15 protein-coding genes are annotated in these 18215 nt (G+C 41.1%); 9 read left to right on the top strand and 6 right to left on the bottom strand.

The annotated features are described in order from the left end of the window. Nucleotides 1-85: 85 nt before the first annotated feature. On the bottom strand, nucleotides 86-259 hold the full coding sequence (locus tag K245_RS27960) for a hypothetical protein (RefSeq protein ID WP_156906888.1): 174 nt from the start codon (nucleotides 257-259) through the stop codon (nucleotides 86-88). A 504-nt stretch (nucleotides 260-763) separates the two neighbouring features. Between K245_RS27960 and K245_RS0122050 the strand changes: the two genes are divergently transcribed. The 9 genes from K245_RS0122050 (at nucleotide 764) to K245_RS0122005 (ending at nucleotide 13278) form a co-directional block, all read left to right on the top strand. After that, the gene (locus K245_RS0122050; protein ID WP_027360877.1) at nucleotides 764-1738 is read left to right on the top strand and encodes an AAA family ATPase; all 975 of its coding nucleotides are present in this window, start codon (nucleotides 764-766) and stop codon (nucleotides 1736-1738) included. Between the two features lie 6 nt (nucleotides 1739-1744). Further along, nucleotides 1745-2638, top strand: coding sequence for a DUF58 domain-containing protein (locus tag K245_RS0122045; RefSeq protein WP_027360876.1), 894 nt, complete (start codon nucleotides 1745-1747; stop codon nucleotides 2636-2638). A gap of 68 nt (nucleotides 2639-2706) precedes the next feature. Beyond that, a complete protein-coding gene (locus tag K245_RS0122040) occupies nucleotides 2707-3390 on the top strand; it encodes a hypothetical protein (RefSeq protein ID WP_027360875.1) in 684 nt (227 codons plus the stop codon). A gap of 215 nt (nucleotides 3391-3605) precedes the next feature. Continuing rightward, nucleotides 3606-4607 carry a VWA domain-containing protein gene (locus K245_RS0122035; protein ID WP_027360874.1) on the top strand — a complete coding sequence of 334 codons (1002 nt, stop codon included), beginning with the start codon at nucleotides 3606-3608 and terminating at the stop codon, nucleotides 4605-4607. Further along, nucleotides 4604-6526, top strand: coding sequence for a VWA domain-containing protein (locus K245_RS0122030; RefSeq protein WP_027360873.1), 1923 nt, complete (start codon nucleotides 4604-4606; stop codon nucleotides 6524-6526). The genes K245_RS0122035 and K245_RS0122030 overlap by 4 nt, the downstream gene beginning before the upstream one ends. Before the next feature lie 2 nt (nucleotides 6527-6528). Beyond that, nucleotides 6529-8265, top strand: coding sequence for a BatD family protein (locus tag K245_RS0122025; protein WP_027360872.1), 1737 nt, complete (start codon nucleotides 6529-6531; stop codon nucleotides 8263-8265). Beyond that, nucleotides 8262-9050, top strand: a complete 789-nt coding sequence (locus K245_RS0122020) for a tetratricopeptide repeat protein (RefSeq protein WP_027360871.1) — start codon at nucleotides 8262-8264, stop codon at nucleotides 9048-9050. The genes K245_RS0122025 and K245_RS0122020 overlap by 4 nt, the downstream gene beginning before the upstream one ends. A gap of 228 nt (nucleotides 9051-9278) precedes the next feature. Beyond that, nucleotides 9279-10892: a sensor domain-containing diguanylate cyclase gene (locus K245_RS0122015; RefSeq protein ID WP_027360870.1), complete on the top strand. Its 1614-nt coding sequence runs from the start codon at nucleotides 9279-9281 to the stop codon at nucleotides 10890-10892. Between the two features lie 295 nt (nucleotides 10893-11187). Beyond that, nucleotides 11188-13278, top strand: coding sequence for a 6-phosphofructokinase (locus tag K245_RS0122005; protein WP_027360869.1), 2091 nt, complete (start codon nucleotides 11188-11190; stop codon nucleotides 13276-13278). Nucleotides 13279-13418: 140 nt separating this feature from the next. On the opposite strand, the gene dapB is transcribed toward K245_RS0122005, so the two are convergent. The 5 genes from dapB to K245_RS27075 form a co-directional block, all read right to left on the bottom strand. Next, a complete protein-coding gene (gene dapB / locus K245_RS0122000; protein ID WP_027360868.1) occupies nucleotides 13419-14237 on the bottom strand; it encodes a dihydrodipicolinate reductase in 819 nt (272 codons plus the stop codon). 32 nt (nucleotides 14238-14269) lie between these two features. Beyond that, complete coding sequence (locus tag K245_RS0121995) at nucleotides 14270-14629, bottom strand: hypothetical protein (protein ID WP_027360867.1); 360 nt, start codon at nucleotides 14627-14629, stop codon at nucleotides 14270-14272. A 17-nt stretch (nucleotides 14630-14646) separates the two neighbouring features. Then, nucleotides 14647-15540 (bottom strand): site-specific tyrosine recombinase XerD, encoded by an 894-nt coding sequence (gene xerD, locus K245_RS0121990; protein ID WP_027360866.1) that lies wholly within the window; start codon nucleotides 15538-15540, stop codon nucleotides 14647-14649. Between the two features lie 23 nt (nucleotides 15541-15563). Beyond that, nucleotides 15564-16685 (bottom strand): M24 family metallopeptidase, encoded by a 1122-nt coding sequence (locus tag K245_RS0121985; protein WP_027360865.1) that lies wholly within the window; start codon nucleotides 16683-16685, stop codon nucleotides 15564-15566. A 33-nt stretch (nucleotides 16686-16718) separates the two neighbouring features. Further along, on the bottom strand, nucleotides 16719-18215 hold a 1497-nt coding region (locus K245_RS27075), incomplete at its 5' end, for a formylglycine-generating enzyme family protein (protein WP_051284552.1).

Here is an 18215-nt window from a genome sequence, read left to right as displayed (position 1 = left end):
CGGTAGGGAGCTTGCGGCTTTTGTTTGGGCCATAGCCAGGGAAGTGCAGATTTATGCATAGGTACGAAATTTTATTCGGCATTTTTCAGGAGATAAACTGATTTTTTACAAGATGGCTCATGCCGTCAGGGACAGCATCTGTCAATCTGCCCGGCCCGTCAAGGCCAAGCCTCGCAAGCTCGGTGCTTCGCAGCCTTGACAGACCATTCAGATTGACAGGTTTGGCTGCCAGACGGATAAGCCTTAAAATATCTTTCATTGAAAGATATTTATCAAAATCTGTTCCAGACTATAGGCAGGGGCGCAACAAACGAAGGAGAATCCTCGACCCGACCTTGGGATAAGGCTTGCCGAACTCCCGTTCGTAGAATGAGGCAGCTCCGCGATGAAGTCTTGTCATGCGGTATCCAACCCGCGTATATCAGGTTGATCAATCGTCGTTTAACCTGTTTCGCCTCTGCCTATGCTCTGGACATAATGTCCATTGATGCCACTAAAAAAGTGGATGGGAGATTATTATTCTCTTGACTGGTGACAACCATATCAGGAAGGGGCGTTTATTTTTTTATATAAGGCCTTGAAAGACTGAATTGATGTAGTAGATTAAGGCGGATTAAAAAATCAGGATGGTGATTCAAAGATGATTGCCGCTGCGATACCTGATTTGGCTCTGCCGCCATGCTCCCCAATACGTGCCGGCAGAGCTTCCCCTTCAGCTCTCTTCAATATTAAATTTTCTGTCCAAGGAGATTCAGGTATATTTATGGATGATATCAAGGCTTTGGCTGCTGAAAAGATTCAAGAAATTTCAAGAATTAGGGAAGCGGTCGGAAAAGTTATTGTGGGCCAGAAAGAGTTGGTGGACGGTTTAATAATAGGTCTCCTTACACGGGGGCATATTCTTATTGAAGGCGTTCCAGGCCTTGCAAAGACAAGTGCGGTAAAAGCTCTTGCAGACAGTCTGCATGCTGAATTCAAAAGAATCCAGTTTACGCCTGACCTTCTCCCTGCTGATCTTATCGGAACTGAAATTTACAGGCCTGAAAAAGGTGAATTTGCCATAAAGAAAGGGCCTCTGTTTCACAATATAATACTTGCGGATGAAATCAACAGAGCGCCGTCAAAGGTTCAGTCAGCGCTTCTTGAAGCAATGCAGGAAAGACAGGTGACAATCGGAGATACAACTTTTAAGCTGCCCCATCCTTTTCTTGTTCTTGCCACGCAAAACCCGATTGATCAGGAAGGAACATATCCTCTGCCTGAGGCCCAGGTTGACAGGTTCATGCTTAAGCTCATTGTTGATTATCCTTCAAAGCAGGAAGAAAAAGAGATTATGTCCAGAATTGGTTTTAGTGAGCCTGCGGACATTTCGGCAGTTATTTCTCCGGCCCAGCTCGATGAACTTGAGAAGCTCGTAAAATCCGTATACATGGATGAAAGACTAAAGGATTACATTGTCGATATAGTCATGGCTACAAGAAAACCAGAGGACTACGGAATACCGATTACAGAATACATTCAGTTCGGCGCGTCACCAAGGGCAAGCATATATCTGAGCCTTGCTTCAAGGGCCCACGCTTTTCTCCAGGGCAGAGCCTTCGTAACTCCCCAGGATATTAAAACCATGGCCAAGAGTGTCTTAAGGCACAGGATTATTCTTTCTTACGAGGCAGAAGCAGAAGGAATTTCATCGGATGATATTGTTGGAAGAATACTCGATGGCGTAGAGGTGCCATAAAAAGCTATGATCAGCCTGGAAATTTTAAAAAAGATCAAACGCATCCATATAAAAAGCAGGCGCATTGCAGACTCCATGATGACCGGTAAATACAGGTCTGCATTCAAAGGCGTAGGCATGGAATTCGAAGAGGTGCGGGAATATGTTCCGGGTGACGAGGTGAGAAGCATTGACTGGAAAGTGTCAGCCAGGATGGGCAGACCCTTTGTCAAGCTTTTCAAGGAAGAAAGAGAGCGGATCGTGATGCTTCTTATAGACATGAGCGCATCCAACAGATTCGGCAGTAAAGGAAGTCTCAAACTTGAGAAAGCTGCGGAAATAGCAGCTGTTCTCGCATTCAACGCTATAAGGAGCGGAGACAAGTCCGGGGCCCTTCTTTTTACGGACAAGGTTGAAAAATATATCCAGCCCAAAAGGGGCGCTGGTCATATCTGGATGCTTCTGAGAGAGATTTTTTCTTTTGAGCCAGAGGGCAAGGGAACAGATATTTCCGAAGCTCTGGCATATTTTGCAAGGGTTTGCAGAAAAAAAAGCCTGGCATTCCTTGTTTCTGATTTTATCGCTGAAAAATATGATAAGGAGCTAAGGCATGTTGCAAGAAAACATGAGCTTATTTCTGTGATGATTTCCGATAAGTCTGAATATACATTGCCTGAAAGCGGAGTGTTTCTTTTAAGGGATCTTGAAACAGGGGCGATTAGTTTTGCAGATGCCGGGGACAGGGTTTTTAAAAATGCTTTCATTGAAAAAAGAACGAAAATCAAAAATGATGCCCTCGCCATAATGAAGTCCGGTAATATAGATGTAATTGATGTCGATACGGAGTCTGATGTCTCTGAAAAATTGGAGAATTATTTCCGTAAAAGGGAAAGACGCTTTGCGCGTCTTGGCGGCAGCTGATTTTGACTGTCTGCTTTTGTTCCGGTTTATTAAAGGCTATTTTTAAGGGTTTTTCAGGACTATCATTAATGTATAAATATATATTTTTTATTATAATGGCGCTTGCCTCTGCCGCCCAGGCCGAAACCGTATCTCCCGGGGATATGACAAAGGCCGTACCCCAGGGGCAGACTGCACAACAGATGAAAGATATCCACGACATAGCATCGCTGATGCCTGCCCACGGCATACCAATGTGGGCAATAATCGCTGCTTGCCTTACAGCTGCGGCTCTTGTGGCTCTTGCTTCTTACCTGATCTGGAAAAAATTTAAGAAACAGCCTTTAAACAAAGTGGCTCCCCAGCTTCCTCCATGGGAAGAGGCAGTAAAAAGGCTTGATGTTTTGTCTAAATCCATTGGCAGATGTTCTGAAAAAGAATTTTACTTCAGCCTGAGCGAGATTCTCAGACGATATGTTTCTATACGTTATTCCGTGGATGCAATGGAGATGACCGCCGAAGAGCTGAGACCTGTTTTGGACGGATTTTTAGATTCTTCTTCAGCGCTTAAAGAGTTCAGATTTGACATAAAATCATTCATCGCAAGAAGCGATATGGTCAAATTTGCTCTTGATAGAGCTGATAACGTAAAAATGGAAGACGATATTCTTCTTATAAGAAATTTTGTGGAAATGACCAGGCCAGCTTTAAAAGAGAATAAAGAAGATTCCGAAGGGCTAAACACAAAAACAGAATTGGGATCAGGATCTTAATCAATAAAGATATTTGCCATTGTGATTTTATCATTTGTTTTTTTCATGACGGGCATCAAAAACAATAAGTTTTTGCGGAGCTTTTTTCAAAAAGCGACCCGCCAGCATTCGGATAAATGTCGGATTACGAGCAAAGGACGCTCTAATCCGACCAACGAATTAGCCTTTTTAACGGCAAAATACTAATCAAATTGAAGTGAGGCTGAACCAGGAAAATGTTTGTCTTTGGATCTCCAGCGTATCTTTTATTGCTTTTTGCGGTTCCGGCAGCTGTTTTTTTCAGCTTGATGAAGGCCCGCAGAAGCGCCATTAATCTTCCTGTAACTGATTTCTTGAATGGACTGCCTACAGGACTGTCTTCAAAAATAGCCAGACTGGTTCCTGTTTTAAAATATGCTGCAATGGTCATAGCCATAATTTCTTTGGCTCGCCCGCAGTTTGCGCTCAGGCAGAATGAGATAATCTCCGAAGGCGTCAATATTGTAATGACGCTTGATATTTCAGGAAGCATGTCAGCCCTTGACTTCAAGCTTGACGGCAAAAGAGTTACAAGGCTCGATGCTGTAAAGTCGGTTGTCAGGGATTTTATTTCAAAAAGGACTGGCGATCGTATTGCGCTTGTTGTTTTTGCTTCCCAGGCATTCACCCAGATTCCACTCACGAGGGATTATTCGACAATTTCCTATGTCCTTGACAAGGTTGAAATTGGCGCTGCCGGACTGGAAACAGCAATTGGTGATGCCATTGGCATAAGTCTTAAAAGAATAGAGGACGTAAAAAGCAAATCAAATATTATAATTCTTCTTTCTGATGGGAAGAGCAATGCCGGAGAGTTGACCCCTGAAGAAGCGCTCCAGATAGCAGCGGACAAGAAAATCAAGATATATACCATCGGTGTAGGGACAAACGGGGTTGTTCCGTTTCTTAATAAGGATAAACTCAGTGGCCGCCAGTACGTTGATCAGGCAAGATTTGAGACTGATGAAGCTACTTTAGAAAAAATAGCTACCACAACCGGAGGCAAGTATTACAAGGCTGAGAACATAGAAGCCCTTGCTTCTGTTTATGAGGAAATAGACAGACTTGAAAAGACAAAGATTAAAATCAAGGATCATTCAGAATACAAAGAGCTTTATCCGTATTTTGTTTTTTCCGCTCTTTTGCTTTTCATGATTCACGCAATTCTTTCAAACACAAGATTTTTGAAGGTACCATGACATTTGTAAATCCTGAATATTTTCTACTTATATGGCTTGTTATTCCACTTGCTTTTATTTTTATTACAGGAATCAGAAAACGTAACAAAATAATTTTCTCATTTGTAAGCAAAGAGAATATTGCGGCAGTTTTGCCGGGATATTCTGCAAAAAGAAGAATTTTCAAGGCTTTTTTAGGCATTCTTATTTTTTTGTTTCTTCTTATTGGAGCAGCAGGCCCTCAGTATGGGCATATCTGGCAGGAATATGAAGCAAAGGGAATTGAGATAATCCTTGCTGTTGACTGCTCAAGAAGCATGCTCGCACCAGATGTCCAACCCACAAGGCTTGACAGGGCAAAAAGGGAGATTGTTGATCTTATTTCCATGCTTGAAGGTGACAAAGTCGGCCTTGTCGCATTTTCTGGCACAGCTTTTCTGCAATGTCCTTTAACTCTGGATTATTCCGGGTATACAATTTTTCTTAATGCTCTTTCACCTGACTATCTACCTGTTGGCGGCAGTGATTTTGAGGCAGCCATCAAAACCAGTTTAGAAAGTTTTGATAAGAATTCCAATTCGGAAAAGGCAATTATTTTTATTACCGATGGTGAGGCAACATCCGGCGATACAATGAAGGCTGTTAAGGAAGCTAAAGATAAGGGCATAAAGATTTTCTGCATTGGCGTGGGCGGTGAAACTGCTGCTCCTGTACCCGAGAAAGGCGGTGGTTTCAAAAAAGATGCATCAGGGAATATGGTGCTATCAAGGCTGGATGAGGATGTCTTAAAAAAGATATCCGCTGAAACGGGCGGGTCTTATGTTCGTTCCGTGGCTGGAGATATGGATCTTGACATCCTTTACAAAAAAGAGATCCGTGGAAGTATGGATCAAAGCATCATGCGTTCAGGGAAAAGGAAAATTCTTGAAAACAGATTCCAGTGGCCACTTTTGATTGCTGTTATTCTGCTTTTTTTAGATGTTTTCATACCTTCTTCGCGCAGATTGTCGATTCTTATTTTTTTTATGATGAGCTCATTTTATTTTGGTACAGAAGCCCAGGCTTCAACAGTAAACTCACTCATGAAATCCGCTGAAAAAGCCTATGAATCCAAAGACTATGAAAAAGCCGTTAATGATCTTATTTCTGCCCAGGTTAAAGAACCTGATAGTTCTGATATTTATTATAACCTTGGCAACACGTATTACAGAATGAATCAGTATGATGCTGCAATTAAAAGCTATTCAGGCGCTCTTGAGCATTCTGACGAAAAGAATAAAGGCAGGATTCATTACAATCTTGGCAATTCAAAATTCAAGAAAGGCGATTATGAGGCAGCTATTGAAGACTATGAAAAATCTTTGAAATACAATCCTGAAGATAAAAATGCCAAAGAGAATCTTGAGTTCACAAAAAAAGTGATGGAGCAAAAAAAAGATCAAGATAATAAAGATCAGGAAAACAATAAGCAGGATCAGAATAAAAAGGAAAATAAAGAGCAGAAAAAAGAATCTTCCCAAACCGGGAATGATGAGCAGAACAAGGATAAAAACTCTGATCCAAATAGCCAACCAAATAGTCAATCGGATAATAAGCCGGAGAACAAAGACCAGAATCAGAGTAATAAAGATCCGGACAGCAACTCTTCTCAAAACGATAAAGAACCAAAAGATCAGCAATCAGGGCAGTCCTATAATCAGAATAAGAACGGCACTGATAATGCAGATAAAAATAATGCTGCTCCTGATAAGCCTGAAAAACCGGAGAATAAAGATGCTGGAACTGTTCAGGGTGGCGAGCAAAAACCGGATGAAAATCCAGACGGAAAACCTGAAAAAAAAGGCAGCGAATCTAACATGAAATTAAACAGGCTTCAGGACAAGCCCGGAGCTGCGATGATTCCTTCATATAAAAAACGCAATATTGAAAAGGACTGGTAATAATGATCAGTGCCAGAGTATTTAGGATATCAGCTATTGCTTTCGTTCTTATAATTATAAGCGCTTCCGTATCCTTTGGATTCACGGCAACTGCGGAAATCGAAAGAACCAAGATGACAATAGGGGAAACGGTTCAGCTTACAGTCGGAACTTCTGACAGCGTTTCTGACCTTGACGCAGATTTTTCTGAAATCAGGGATTTTGATATTCTTTCCCGTTCATCTTCAAGCATGACCCAGTTCATAAATGGCAAAATGTCGGCAAATACTTCCATTGTCGTGGCTTTATCTCCCAAGAGAGCCGGAAATCTTAAAATTCCTGCACTTAAGGTGACAGCGAGTGGTGAGACTGCGTACACAAAACAGATTGTGATTGAAGTTGCAGAAGACAAATCAGCGTCTGTTTCAGGAGGTAAGGCAACCGGAGATATTTTTGCGGAATCAAGATTGAGCCAGAAAACCATTTATCAGGGGCAATCTGTTTTATACACTTTTTATCTTTACTTCAGGGAACAGATCGTAAGGCCAAATCTTACCCTTCCAGATTTTGCAGATTTTTCAGCAACTGAGATCAAGAGTCCTTCATCTTATACGAAAACGATCAATGGAATTCCTTATAATGTTCTTGAGAAAAAAGTACTGTTAACGCCTCAGAAAACCGGCAAATTCATTTTTGATCCTGCATTACTTGTTTATGAAGCAAGCTCTGGAGTAAGAAGGGACGTTTTCGGATTTCCAGAAGCTGTTTTGCAACGAAGATCGCTAAGATCAGAGGCTGTGACTGTTGAAGTCAAGGCTATGCCTCCTGCACCCAAAGATTTTGTTAATTCCGGCTTTGTAGGCAACTTGTCAGTCAGAATGAATATGGAGCAGAAAGAACTTAAAACAGGTGATTCAGGAACTCTCAGCATAGAATTTGAAGGCACAGGTGGCAGAGTCGGTGACATTGGAAAGCCTGAAGTTAAGATCCCTGATTCTTTCAAGGTTTATCCTGATGAACCTGAACTTAAGGAGGACGCCGGTGCAGAGGGTTTTTCAGGCAAAAAAACATTTAAAATTGCTCTTGTTCCCACAAAGGCTGGGGAATTTACCATAAAACCTGTCAAAATTTCATATTTTGATTCTACTCTTGGTGAATATAAAACGATAGAAACAGATCCTGTTGTCATAAGAGTAGCCGAAGGCGAAAACGCCAAGATAAATTCCCACGAGGCAAAGTCTGACGCAAAACAGGAAAATTCCAAGTCCACACCCTCTGTATCAGCAAACGATATATTCCATATAAAGACATCACTTGATATTCTGGATCATCATTCAGAAATATCTTTAATGTGGTTCATTGTGTTTCTGCTCTCGCCTCCGGCGGCTTTTCTTGTTTTTGTGCTTGCAGCCAGGCTTAATTCAAGCAGAAAAACCTTGCCAGCGAAGCTGAAAACTGAAAGCCTGACTGCTTTTAAGAAATTGTCTGAAACTGTTTCCAATGATGAGTTTCTTTCGCTTCTCCACAAGGCGCTTTCTTATGCAGCGGCCTCAAAAACAGACTGCGTCCATGAATCATTAACCTCATCAGACATACGCTCAAAGATGAAAAAAGCGGGCTTTTCAGATGAAATTGTGAATGAATTTTCAATGATTTTTGAAGAGATTGAAATGCAGAGATTCAGCGGAATTGATCTTACATCGGATAAAATGCTCCAACTGAGAGAATCAGCTGAAAAGCTTGTCAGGAGGGTATTATGAAAACCATGAAGTCTTTGACATTGTTTGTTATTATTACCATATTTTTTTTCTTAGTTTCAGGAAGTGTTCATGCTGCCGTAGATAAAACAAGGGATGCAATATTTCTTGATTCTGTAAAGGCATATGAAAAGGGTGATTATAAGGCATCTGCAAAAGGTTTTGAAAAAATTGCAACCGAATATGGCGTTTCAAGTCCAAGTCTTTATTATAATATCGGGAACAGCTATTTGAAGCTTGAAAATTACGGATTAGCAGCCTTATGGTATAAAAGGGCTGAAAGGCTGTCTCCGTCGGATCCTGATCTTAAATACAATTCAGGATATCTGGAAAACAGGCTAAAGGATGATTTTGAAATCAAGAGAACAATATTTTATGATATTTTCTTTATGCAGAGGTTTATTTCAGAGCCTTATATTTTAAAGATCGGATTAATATTGAATTTGGTATTCTGGCTTTCATGCGCAATGTTATATTTCAAAAAGAACCAGTATATCAAACCTGTTATAGCATTAACCGGAGCAGCGTCTTTTGTTTTTTTGTCCAATTCATTTTATTGCCTGTATGAAAGGGCGGCTGCCATGGACGCCGTTGTCATCCCTCCGGAGATATCGGTGAAATCAGGAACATCTGAAAATGCGCCTGATCTTTTTAAGCTTCATGCAGGCACAATTGTGCTGATCGAAGAAATCCAGGATGGCTATGCCAGGATTTCAAATGGTGATGACAAGAGAGGCTGGATAAAAAAAGGTGACGCAATTGCAATATCCGGTTCATTAACGAATTGATTACAGCTTGATTTTTTCTAACCTCCGTTGCATAAATTTGATAAAAACTCAAAAAGATGGCAAAGCAGAAAGCTCCAAATTCAAGGCGTGCAAATCTTTTGGAATGAGGCTTGGTTTTTAGTATAAGCAACAATGACGAAAGATGCGGCTTAAACGCAGCGGGTGGGCTTTTTGGGAAACCATCATATTCATTAAACCAAAACTTTTTGTGATCATACTGGTAAATCCATGGAAAATGAAAAAAAAATACCTGATGTGATAGCTGATGCGGCTGTCTCTGCTATTAGGGAATTAGCGGCAAAAGGTGAGGCTCTTAGTGTTACAGGTATTGCCATGATTATTGCCGGCAATGAAGAGATCAAAAAAATCATTGATGGCTTAAAACCTGAAAAAACTCCGCCGTCAGAGCCTACTTCTGATATAAAGGAGCTGGAGTCAGTCAAGGCAGAGCTGGTAAGGGTTCAGGGGCAGAAAACCGATCTGCTGAGGCATATTGCAGACGCCGAAGAACAGGGCGCTGAGCAGGACAGAATTTTCAGAAGAATACTTCAGTTTCTTTCTGATGCCCTTAAAAATTACGCTAATTTCCCGTTTACAAATGAGATTGAGGGCTTTAGATCTGCTCTTAGGCAGGAAAATGATATTCTTTTTATTGAAAAGTCTTTTGCATCATTAAAAGACGCCCTTCTTAAAGCCTCGGATCATACTGAAAAACAGAAAGAAAAAGGTGGCCTGCTTGAAAGGCTTTTTAAAAAGAGTTCCCATGGAGACAAACATACACAATCAGCAGAAATCGAGCTTTATAAGGATGCATACAGGGATCTTTTGAATGAGCTTCGTCTGAGTCTTGGTCAGGAATATCTTGAAAGATTCAGAGACGTTATTAAAGATCTGGAAAGTGCCGGTAAATATGATGATCTTAATGGTGTTAGACTGGCAACAATCGGAATTATAAGGGATTACATTACAAGGATCAGCCTGGAAAGAGAGGATGCAGCATCCTTTATAAGAGAAATTGGCACAAGGCTTATAGAGATAGAGAATCATTTTCTTGGCTCTTTTTCTGACTCTGAAAAGGCAAACAGCGCTAATAAATCATTCAGTCTCAACCTTCAGAACCATATTGCCGAAATCAGTACAGGCCTTGATTCATGCAAGACTTTGGATGAACTAAAGAGTGTTGTTGCTTCAAAATTATCTGTAATCCGTGAAGCCATTAAAAATAAGTCAAATACCGACGATCAGGCAAGGTTTGAGACAGAAAAGAGACTTTCCTACCTCAAAAGCGGCATAGACCAGATGAAACATGAAATTGAGGCCGCAAACACCAAAGCCCATGACCTCGAAGTTGAGTTGCTCAAAGATTCCTTGACCGGAGCATTCAATAGAAGAGCATATGAAAGAAGGATGCTGGACGAATTTACGAGATTCAGAAGATATAAGAGTCCTTATTCGGTTCTTGTGTTTGATGTTGATCTTTTCAAGGGTATTAATGACAGATTCGGTCATATGGTTGGAGACAGGTGTCTCCAGGAAATAATAAAACGCGTTCAGCCTGTTCTTAGGGATAGTGACACTCTTGCAAGATACGGAGGCGAGGAGTTTGTTGTTATTCTCCCTGAAACACCAATTCAGGGCTCTCTCGAAGTTGCTGAAAAAATCAGGAGAACAGTTGAGGCAACAGAGTTTATGCATAAGGAAGAAAAGGTATCTATTACTGTCAGTGTCGGTGCTTCACAGGTAAATGAAAATGACGCTGAACCTGCCATTGTTTTTGTTAGGGCCGATGAGGCAATGTATGTGGCCAAGAAAAACGGCAGAAACAGGATAGCCTCAAAATAGCTTTTAGCGTTTTTAATTTTCTGGTAAAGAGCATTCATTAATAAGCGTTCCTGATCTTTATTGGATTTAAGGCGCAGGGCAAAAAAATTCCGCCGATTTTTTTTAAAAAAAATATCCTGCCAGAGCGGAAACAAAGAAAAATTTGTATTAACGTATAAGTTGATGGACTCGCAAACGGCGAAAAAAATGTCAGCGTCATGCGGACTTGATCCGGAATGACTGAAGCGGATTTTTGCGGCCTTGTCCAAAATGATATTTGCCAGGAAATTTGTTTTTATAATGATTTGGAGGTAAAATGCTGGAAAAAAGTGGTCTGAGCCCGGAGTATTTGATTAATCACGCCGAAGTAACTAAAGTTGTGGAAGAAGATGGCGATTGGGTCAGAGAAAGACTATCATATAAACCTCCAGTTTGTGATGCGTTCAAATCAGGATTCAATGTTCTTGAACCAGCTCCTGAGTATACCTTTGACAAGCACCCCGAAGCCTTGAGAAAACTGCCCCATATCATATCAAAACCAGTTTACAGGATAAAAGGCATAAATAGTTCTGACGGATCGAAAATAGATATTCCTGAAAACTGGAAAAAGAAGAGGAATATTGGGATCGTCTTCTCAGGAGGACCATCACCGGGAGGCCATAACGTAATAGCCGGACTTTTTGATTCGGCAAAAAAAGCAAATCCTGAAAATCGGATATATGGTTTTTTAGCCGGCCCTGACGGGATAATCGATGGCCAGGTTGTGGAGATAACAAAAGAGATCGTGGCCCCCTACAGAAATATCGGCGGTTTTTCCATGATCAAAACAGGCCGGACCAAGGTTGATACCCCTGAAAAGACGGCCTTTTGCAGGGAAACATGCCGTGATTACGATCTTGATGCAATAGTAATAGTCGGCGGCGACGACTCAAACACAAACGCAGCCTTTCTTGCTGAAAGTCTTTACGCAGACGGAGTACAGGTAATAGGCGTACCTAAAACCATTGACGGCGATATTCAGGTAAAAACTATTGACGGCGAAATATTGTGTGCCATGTCTTTTGGGTTCCATACCGCAGCTAGGGGGTTTGCAAAGAGCATAAGCGATCTGTGCACAGACTGCTCTTCTGATGTTAAATATTGGCATATCTGTAAGGTAATGGGACGGGTTGCAAGCCATCTTGCCCTTGAAGTTGCGTTTCAGACCCACGCCAATATGACTTTCATCGGTGAGGAACTCGCCGACTATGTAGATTATTCAAGGCTTGAAAAAGCGGGCAAAAGAAACGAGATCGATTATACTGCATACGGCATGACCCTTAGAAATGTTTCAAGGGTCATATGTGATGCCATTGTAAAGCGCGCAGCCGTTGGTAAAAATTACGGACTTATAGTCATACCCGAAGGCCTTCTGGAGTTTATAAATGAAATTCAGATTTTTATCATTAAATTGAATACAATCATAGCCGACTATAACAGGGCTCATGATGACGATTTTCATACGACATTCGCTGCGCTTGAAGACAAACTCGATTATTTGAGGCGGCTGGCAAGACATTCTAGGGAAGATAATATTTTTTCAATATGGAATACAAGGGATGATGATCTTTTCAATGATATTCCTCCGTTTTTCCAGGAAGGTCTTCTCATGGAAAGAGACAGCCACGGAAATTTTCAGTTTTCACAGGTGGAAACTGACAAGGTTCTGATGGGTCTTGTCAAAGATTATCTGAATATTTTGAAAGAAAAAGGTGAATACAGAATAGGTATTCATGTAGATTATTTTAAAAAAATGCTTAAAAGAGATGGATTTGATCCTGATTATTACGGACATCTTATTTTTAGAAATTATCCAGAAGAATTCCTTCTGGTAAAAAAAGAAATCATTTCTGTTAAAACCCTTAAACATGCCCTAAAAACAGAAAAGAATAAAGACGATGACATTCTCCCGGATGTAATTACAAAGATTTATAAAATGTCGGTGCCAAAGTTCAGCACCCAGTCCCATTTTTATGGCTATGACGGAAGGGGAGGGGATCCGACCCTTTTTGACTGCAACTATACCTATAATCTTGGATTAAGCGTATTCAGTCTGATTGCAGGAGGCGTTACTGGCCAGATGGCAGCAATCAAGAATCTTGAGCATGATTTCGAGAGCTGGGAGCCAATAGGCATTCCAATAGCGCCATTGATGCATCTTGAGGAAAGAACGGGTAAGCTTGCGCTTGTTATTGAAAAGAGTCTTGTTGATGTTAACAGCAATGCGTTCAAAGTTTTCAAGGCAACGAGGGAAAAATGGCTGGCAGCTCATCCTGATAATGACTGTTTCCGCAGACCAGGCCCTGTTACCTTTGCCAAGGGAGAAGAAGACAGGCCGATAATATTGAAAATTAATTCCATAAGATGATATTGGGATTCCGCCACAATATCGCTTTGTCTTGATCCTGAAAAATTTTTATGGTTCCGGGGAATTTTATAAAAGCTTCCCCGGAACCCATGCCATATATAAGAAAATGGGATTTGAAGGACTGGTTTATTAGCCTGATTTTAGCCTTTCAGAACATCAATCATTGAAAATATTTTGCCTTTAAGCCCTTTCCCAAGCTTACCTGATAGGAACTCGACAGCGTCAAGAGTTCCAGTGGAATAGATATCTCTTCCATTTATGTTGTGAGTAAACTCAAATTTTACGGTTTCATCGTTTGATACGAGTGTATATGTGTGCCAGGCATGACCTTTTATATGATCTTCAGGGATTCCCATCATCCTTTGATTTTCTGGTTCTCTTTCCATTATTATGTCATCGGCCTTGAAGTCGAGTCCTAATTTGTTGAAGTAGGTCACCATTGCTTTGGCTGTCCCGCTTGTGTCAGCTTTGCCTTTTTGATGGCTTTCCTTGATTTTCAGACTGTAGTTTTTGAAAAGATTCGGGAAAGTATCAGCCGCGTATTCCATCATGGCCTGAAAGCCCACAATCTGTTTTGCCATGTTTGGTGCAATGACAGCGCATATTGAAGACTGTTCAACATCCTTGAAAAGCTTTTCCCTGTCTCCTCCTGTGGTTCCCATCAGAAAATCAATGGAGTGCCTGGCATAAAACTCTCCATTTGAATTAACAGCAGTGGGGTGGGTATAGTCGATGGCTATGAAATTCCCGTAATCTTTTTTTATTCTTTTTATTTTTTCGTCCCTGTTTTCAGGCTTAAGAAGACCTATCTCAACACCATCGACATTAATACTGTCTTCTTTTGTATCTGGTCCAGTGAGGGAGAAGGGTACAAGTTTGAATCTTGCATCTGAAATCGTGTGGGATATAAGATTCTTTGCAACATTACCTGGTAGGCCATTTATCATAACAGATATCATTTGATTCTAACCTCTTTCTAATTATCAGACAGCTACAGCTTATCGCCTTGGTTGTCTTCTTTGTTTTCAGTGTCTTCATCATCTGCCTGTGTTTCCAGTTCAGGTATTTCAGCCGGAGAGTTGATTTCCTTTTTACAGAAAAAACAGATAGTGTCCTTTTTTAAAACTTTATAACCGCAATGTGGACAATTTTTCATTTTTATCGCTATTATTATTTCGTCCAGAGCCCAACCCAAGGGGCCAGGAAGCTTTTTCTGGCCGTCAGGCCTTCTTCCTGAAGGGCCTATCAGAAAAGAGATTACAAGTGAAGGAACTGCAACGTACCAGAGGTCATGCAATATGAAACCCAATATGGCACATACTATTCCAAGAATCAAAAGTGTGTCTCTCATAATAAAATCCGCCTGAATCAACCCCTTGGGTGGTATTTTGTATGTACACTTCTCAGGTGATCCCTGGAAATGTGGGTATATATCTGTGTAGTTGAAATATCCGAATGACCGAGCATTATCTGAACGGCCCTAAGATCGGCTCCGCCTTCAAGCAGATGTGTCGCGAATGAATGCCTGAAGGTATGTGGTGAAATACTGGACAGAAGTCCTGTTTTCAGACAATACCCCTTTAAAATTTTCCAGAATCCCTGCCTTGTCATTGGTTTACTTCTTTTGGAAAGAAATAGAAAATCACTTCTTTCTCCTTTTAGAAAAAAAGGCCTTGCTTCGGATTTATATTTTTCAATTCTATTAATTGCATAGCTTCCGAGTGGTATGACCCTTTCCCTGCTTCCCTTGCCGAAAACCCGCACAAAACCTGCTTCAAGATTTACATCCATTAATTTGACATTTATAAGCTCAGAAACTCTCAGCCCAGAAGCATAGAGAAGTTCAAGCATTGCGCCGTCCCTTATACCTGCCGGAGTATCTTCATCCGGGGCATCGAGCAGTTTTTTTATCTGTGGTACTGAAACCACATCAGGAAGTTTGAGGGAAGACCGTGGAAGATCAATCGCTTTTGCAGGGTCTTTTTCAATTATTTCCTCTCTGCACAGATATTTGAAAAACCCCCTAACCGCAATCAGCTTCCTCGCCCTTGATTTTGCATCAAGGCCCAGGTCTCTCATGAAAATAAGATATTTCAGTATTTCAGACTGTTCAATATCCTTAATACTTGTTGAGCCTGACCCTTCAATGAATTCCATGAAAAAGGACAGGTCGCTGCTGTAAGCAGTAATAGTGTTATCAGCAAGGCCTTTTTCTATAATAAGATAATTCAGATATGAGTCAATAAGTCCGAAGGATTCCATGAGTCCAATATCAGAAATTAAAATTACAGCCAGTGAGCAAAGTCAAGGCTCGAAGTTGAATTAAGAATCTCAAACCCATCCGGTTTTACCACGACCATATTCTCAAGCCTTACTCCGCCCCATCCTGGTATGTAGATCCCCGGTTCAACTGTAACTACCATGCCCGTTTCCAGGATAAAGTCCTTAATAGGGCTTAGTCTTGGTGATTCATGTATGGCGAGCCCAACTCCATGTCCAAGGCTGTGTCCGAATCTTCCTTTGTAATCAGATGATTCTATGTGGTCGCGGGCTATTCTGTCTATGTCTTTACCGTTTACCCCTGCCTTAATTGCGGACTGGGCCTTCTGCTGTGCTTCAAAAACAGTGATGAAAACTTTTTTGAATTCATCGGGAGGATTCCCAATGAATATCGTTCTTGTGATATCTGAACAATAACCATGCAGCTTTATTCCCCAGTCAAAAAGAAATCCTTCATTAGTATTGAGCTTTCTGTCAGATGGAATTGCATGCGGAAGAGAGGCATTAGGACCTGAAGCTGCTATGACAGGAAAAGACATAGCCTCGGCTCCGGCATGTCTCAGATTCTTTTCAAGCTCCCAGGCCATTTGTTTTTCAGTAACGCCAGGTATGATTTGGGGGAGAAGGGCTTTGAAAACACTTTCTGATATATGGAGAGCATCCCTCATTAAAGAGATTTCTTCATCATCTTTAATTATTCTCAGATTCTCCACCATGTTTTCACAAGGAGACAGTATTACGTTAAGCTCATCTGTTGCAGATTTTAAATCATTAAACTGTTTGACGCTCATTCTTAGGCTTTCAAAGCCAATTCTTACAAGTTTTTTCTCTTTGATTATTTCAGCAAGAGTTTTAGGCATACCGGAATGGTAAATCCTTGTCTCAAAAGAGCTTGCTTCATTTCTGGCCTGTTCTTCGAATCGTGAGTCCGTAAGAAGAAACAGGGCATCCTTGCATACAAGTAGAATACCTGCGGATTCGTCAAATTGTGTGTCCTCTCCTTTGAATCCACTTAAATATCTTCTGTTTTCTTCTATGGATACAAGAAGTGCATCAAGCTCCATTTCTGCCATTTGGCTACGTAATTTTTCTATGCGTCTTTCATAAGTTTTGCTGGTAAAAAACATTTTTAAACCCCGAATAAAGCTATATTGTTGTAATTATCTGGCAACGCATCTGAATCCGATTATATTTGATGTAAAGTCCGAAGGGAAAATATTTCTCATTGACATGTCAAAGGCATCAGGTGAAATCCAGCTCCCTCCCTTTGCCATATAAAAAATTCTTCCTGAATCCGGCGAAGACATGGCATCTGCGACAGTTTCAGTCCATTCATACACATTCCCCGCAAGATCTTCTATCTCAAAAGGGTTTACACTGTCAGGATAATAATCTACAGCCGTAGTATCAGAAATTGCGCTTGACTCAACATTGCATCTCCCTGGAATCCATTCGTTGCCCCATGGGTAAAGCATGTAGTCGTATGTCCTTGCAGCTGCTTCCCATTCAATCTCAGTGGGGGTGCTTTTACCAGTCCATGCTGCAAATGCCCTTGCATCCTCAAGGCTTACCTGAACAACAGGGTGGTTCCTTTTGCCGTGAAGATTGCTTGCAGGCCCGAATGGCTGATACCAGAAGGCCCCTTCTGTTTTTTGTCTTGTGAGGGAAGCCTGCCACACAGAGATTTTTCTGCCTGTTCTTTTGTCTGTTTTCTGTAGAAATCTTCCACGATAGACAAACCCGAATCCTTTTTTTTCAGCAGTCGTGATATAGCCTGTTTTTTCCACAAATACTTCAAAAAGAGCATTTGTTACAGGGAATTTGCTCATATAAAAAGTTTCTATCTGCTCTTCTGAAATCGGCATCACGTTTTTCCCACCTCTGTGTGAGCCAACAGTATAATTGCCGCCAGGAATTATAAGATACTGGTTGTAAAATCTTTCCATCGCCCCAAGATAGCCGTCAAATTGCTCTGACAGAAGTTTTTCAGGGTCAATTTTGAACTCATCACTGAATGCGTCTATGGGCATGCCGCTCTGGTTAAGGGCTCTTTCATCTATTTCTTCAAAGTCTTCGCCTTCATCCAGTATTTCAATATTATCCGAGTCGTCTATAACCTCAAGCTCTTCATCATCTTCAAGCTCGATAGCTTCTTCATCTTCAATAACTTCGGTATCTTCATCCTCGACTTCGACAATCTCAGAGTCATCGTCCAAAACTTCAAGCTCTTCATCGTCGTCCACTTCTATGATTTCGCTATCTTCGTCCTCGACTTCAACAATCTCGGAATCATCTTCTAAAACCTCGAGATCATCATCCTCATCGACTTCGATGATTTCGGTATCTTCCTCCTCGACTTCAACAATCTCAGAGTCATCTTCAAAAACTTCAAGCTCTTCATCGTCGTCCACTTCTATGATTTCAGTATCTTCATCCTCGATTTCAACAATCTCAGAGTCATCGTCCAAAACCTCGAGTTCTTCATCGTCGTCCACTTCTATGATTTCGGTATCTTCATCCTCGACTTCAACGATCTCGGAGTCATCGTCCAAAACCTCGAGTTCTTCATCGTCATCCACTTCAATGATTTCGGTATCTTCATCCTCGACTTCAACAATCTCGGAGTCATCCTCCAAAACTTCAAGTTCTTCATCGTC

It is taken from the genome of Desulforegula conservatrix Mb1Pa, assembly GCF_000426225.1.
Taxonomy (GTDB): domain Bacteria; phylum Desulfobacterota; class Desulfobacteria; order Desulfobacterales; family Desulforegulaceae; genus Desulforegula; species Desulforegula conservatrix.
Note: the sequence above shows the minus strand (reverse complement) of the source record. Positions and strands in the feature narration are given on the sequence as shown.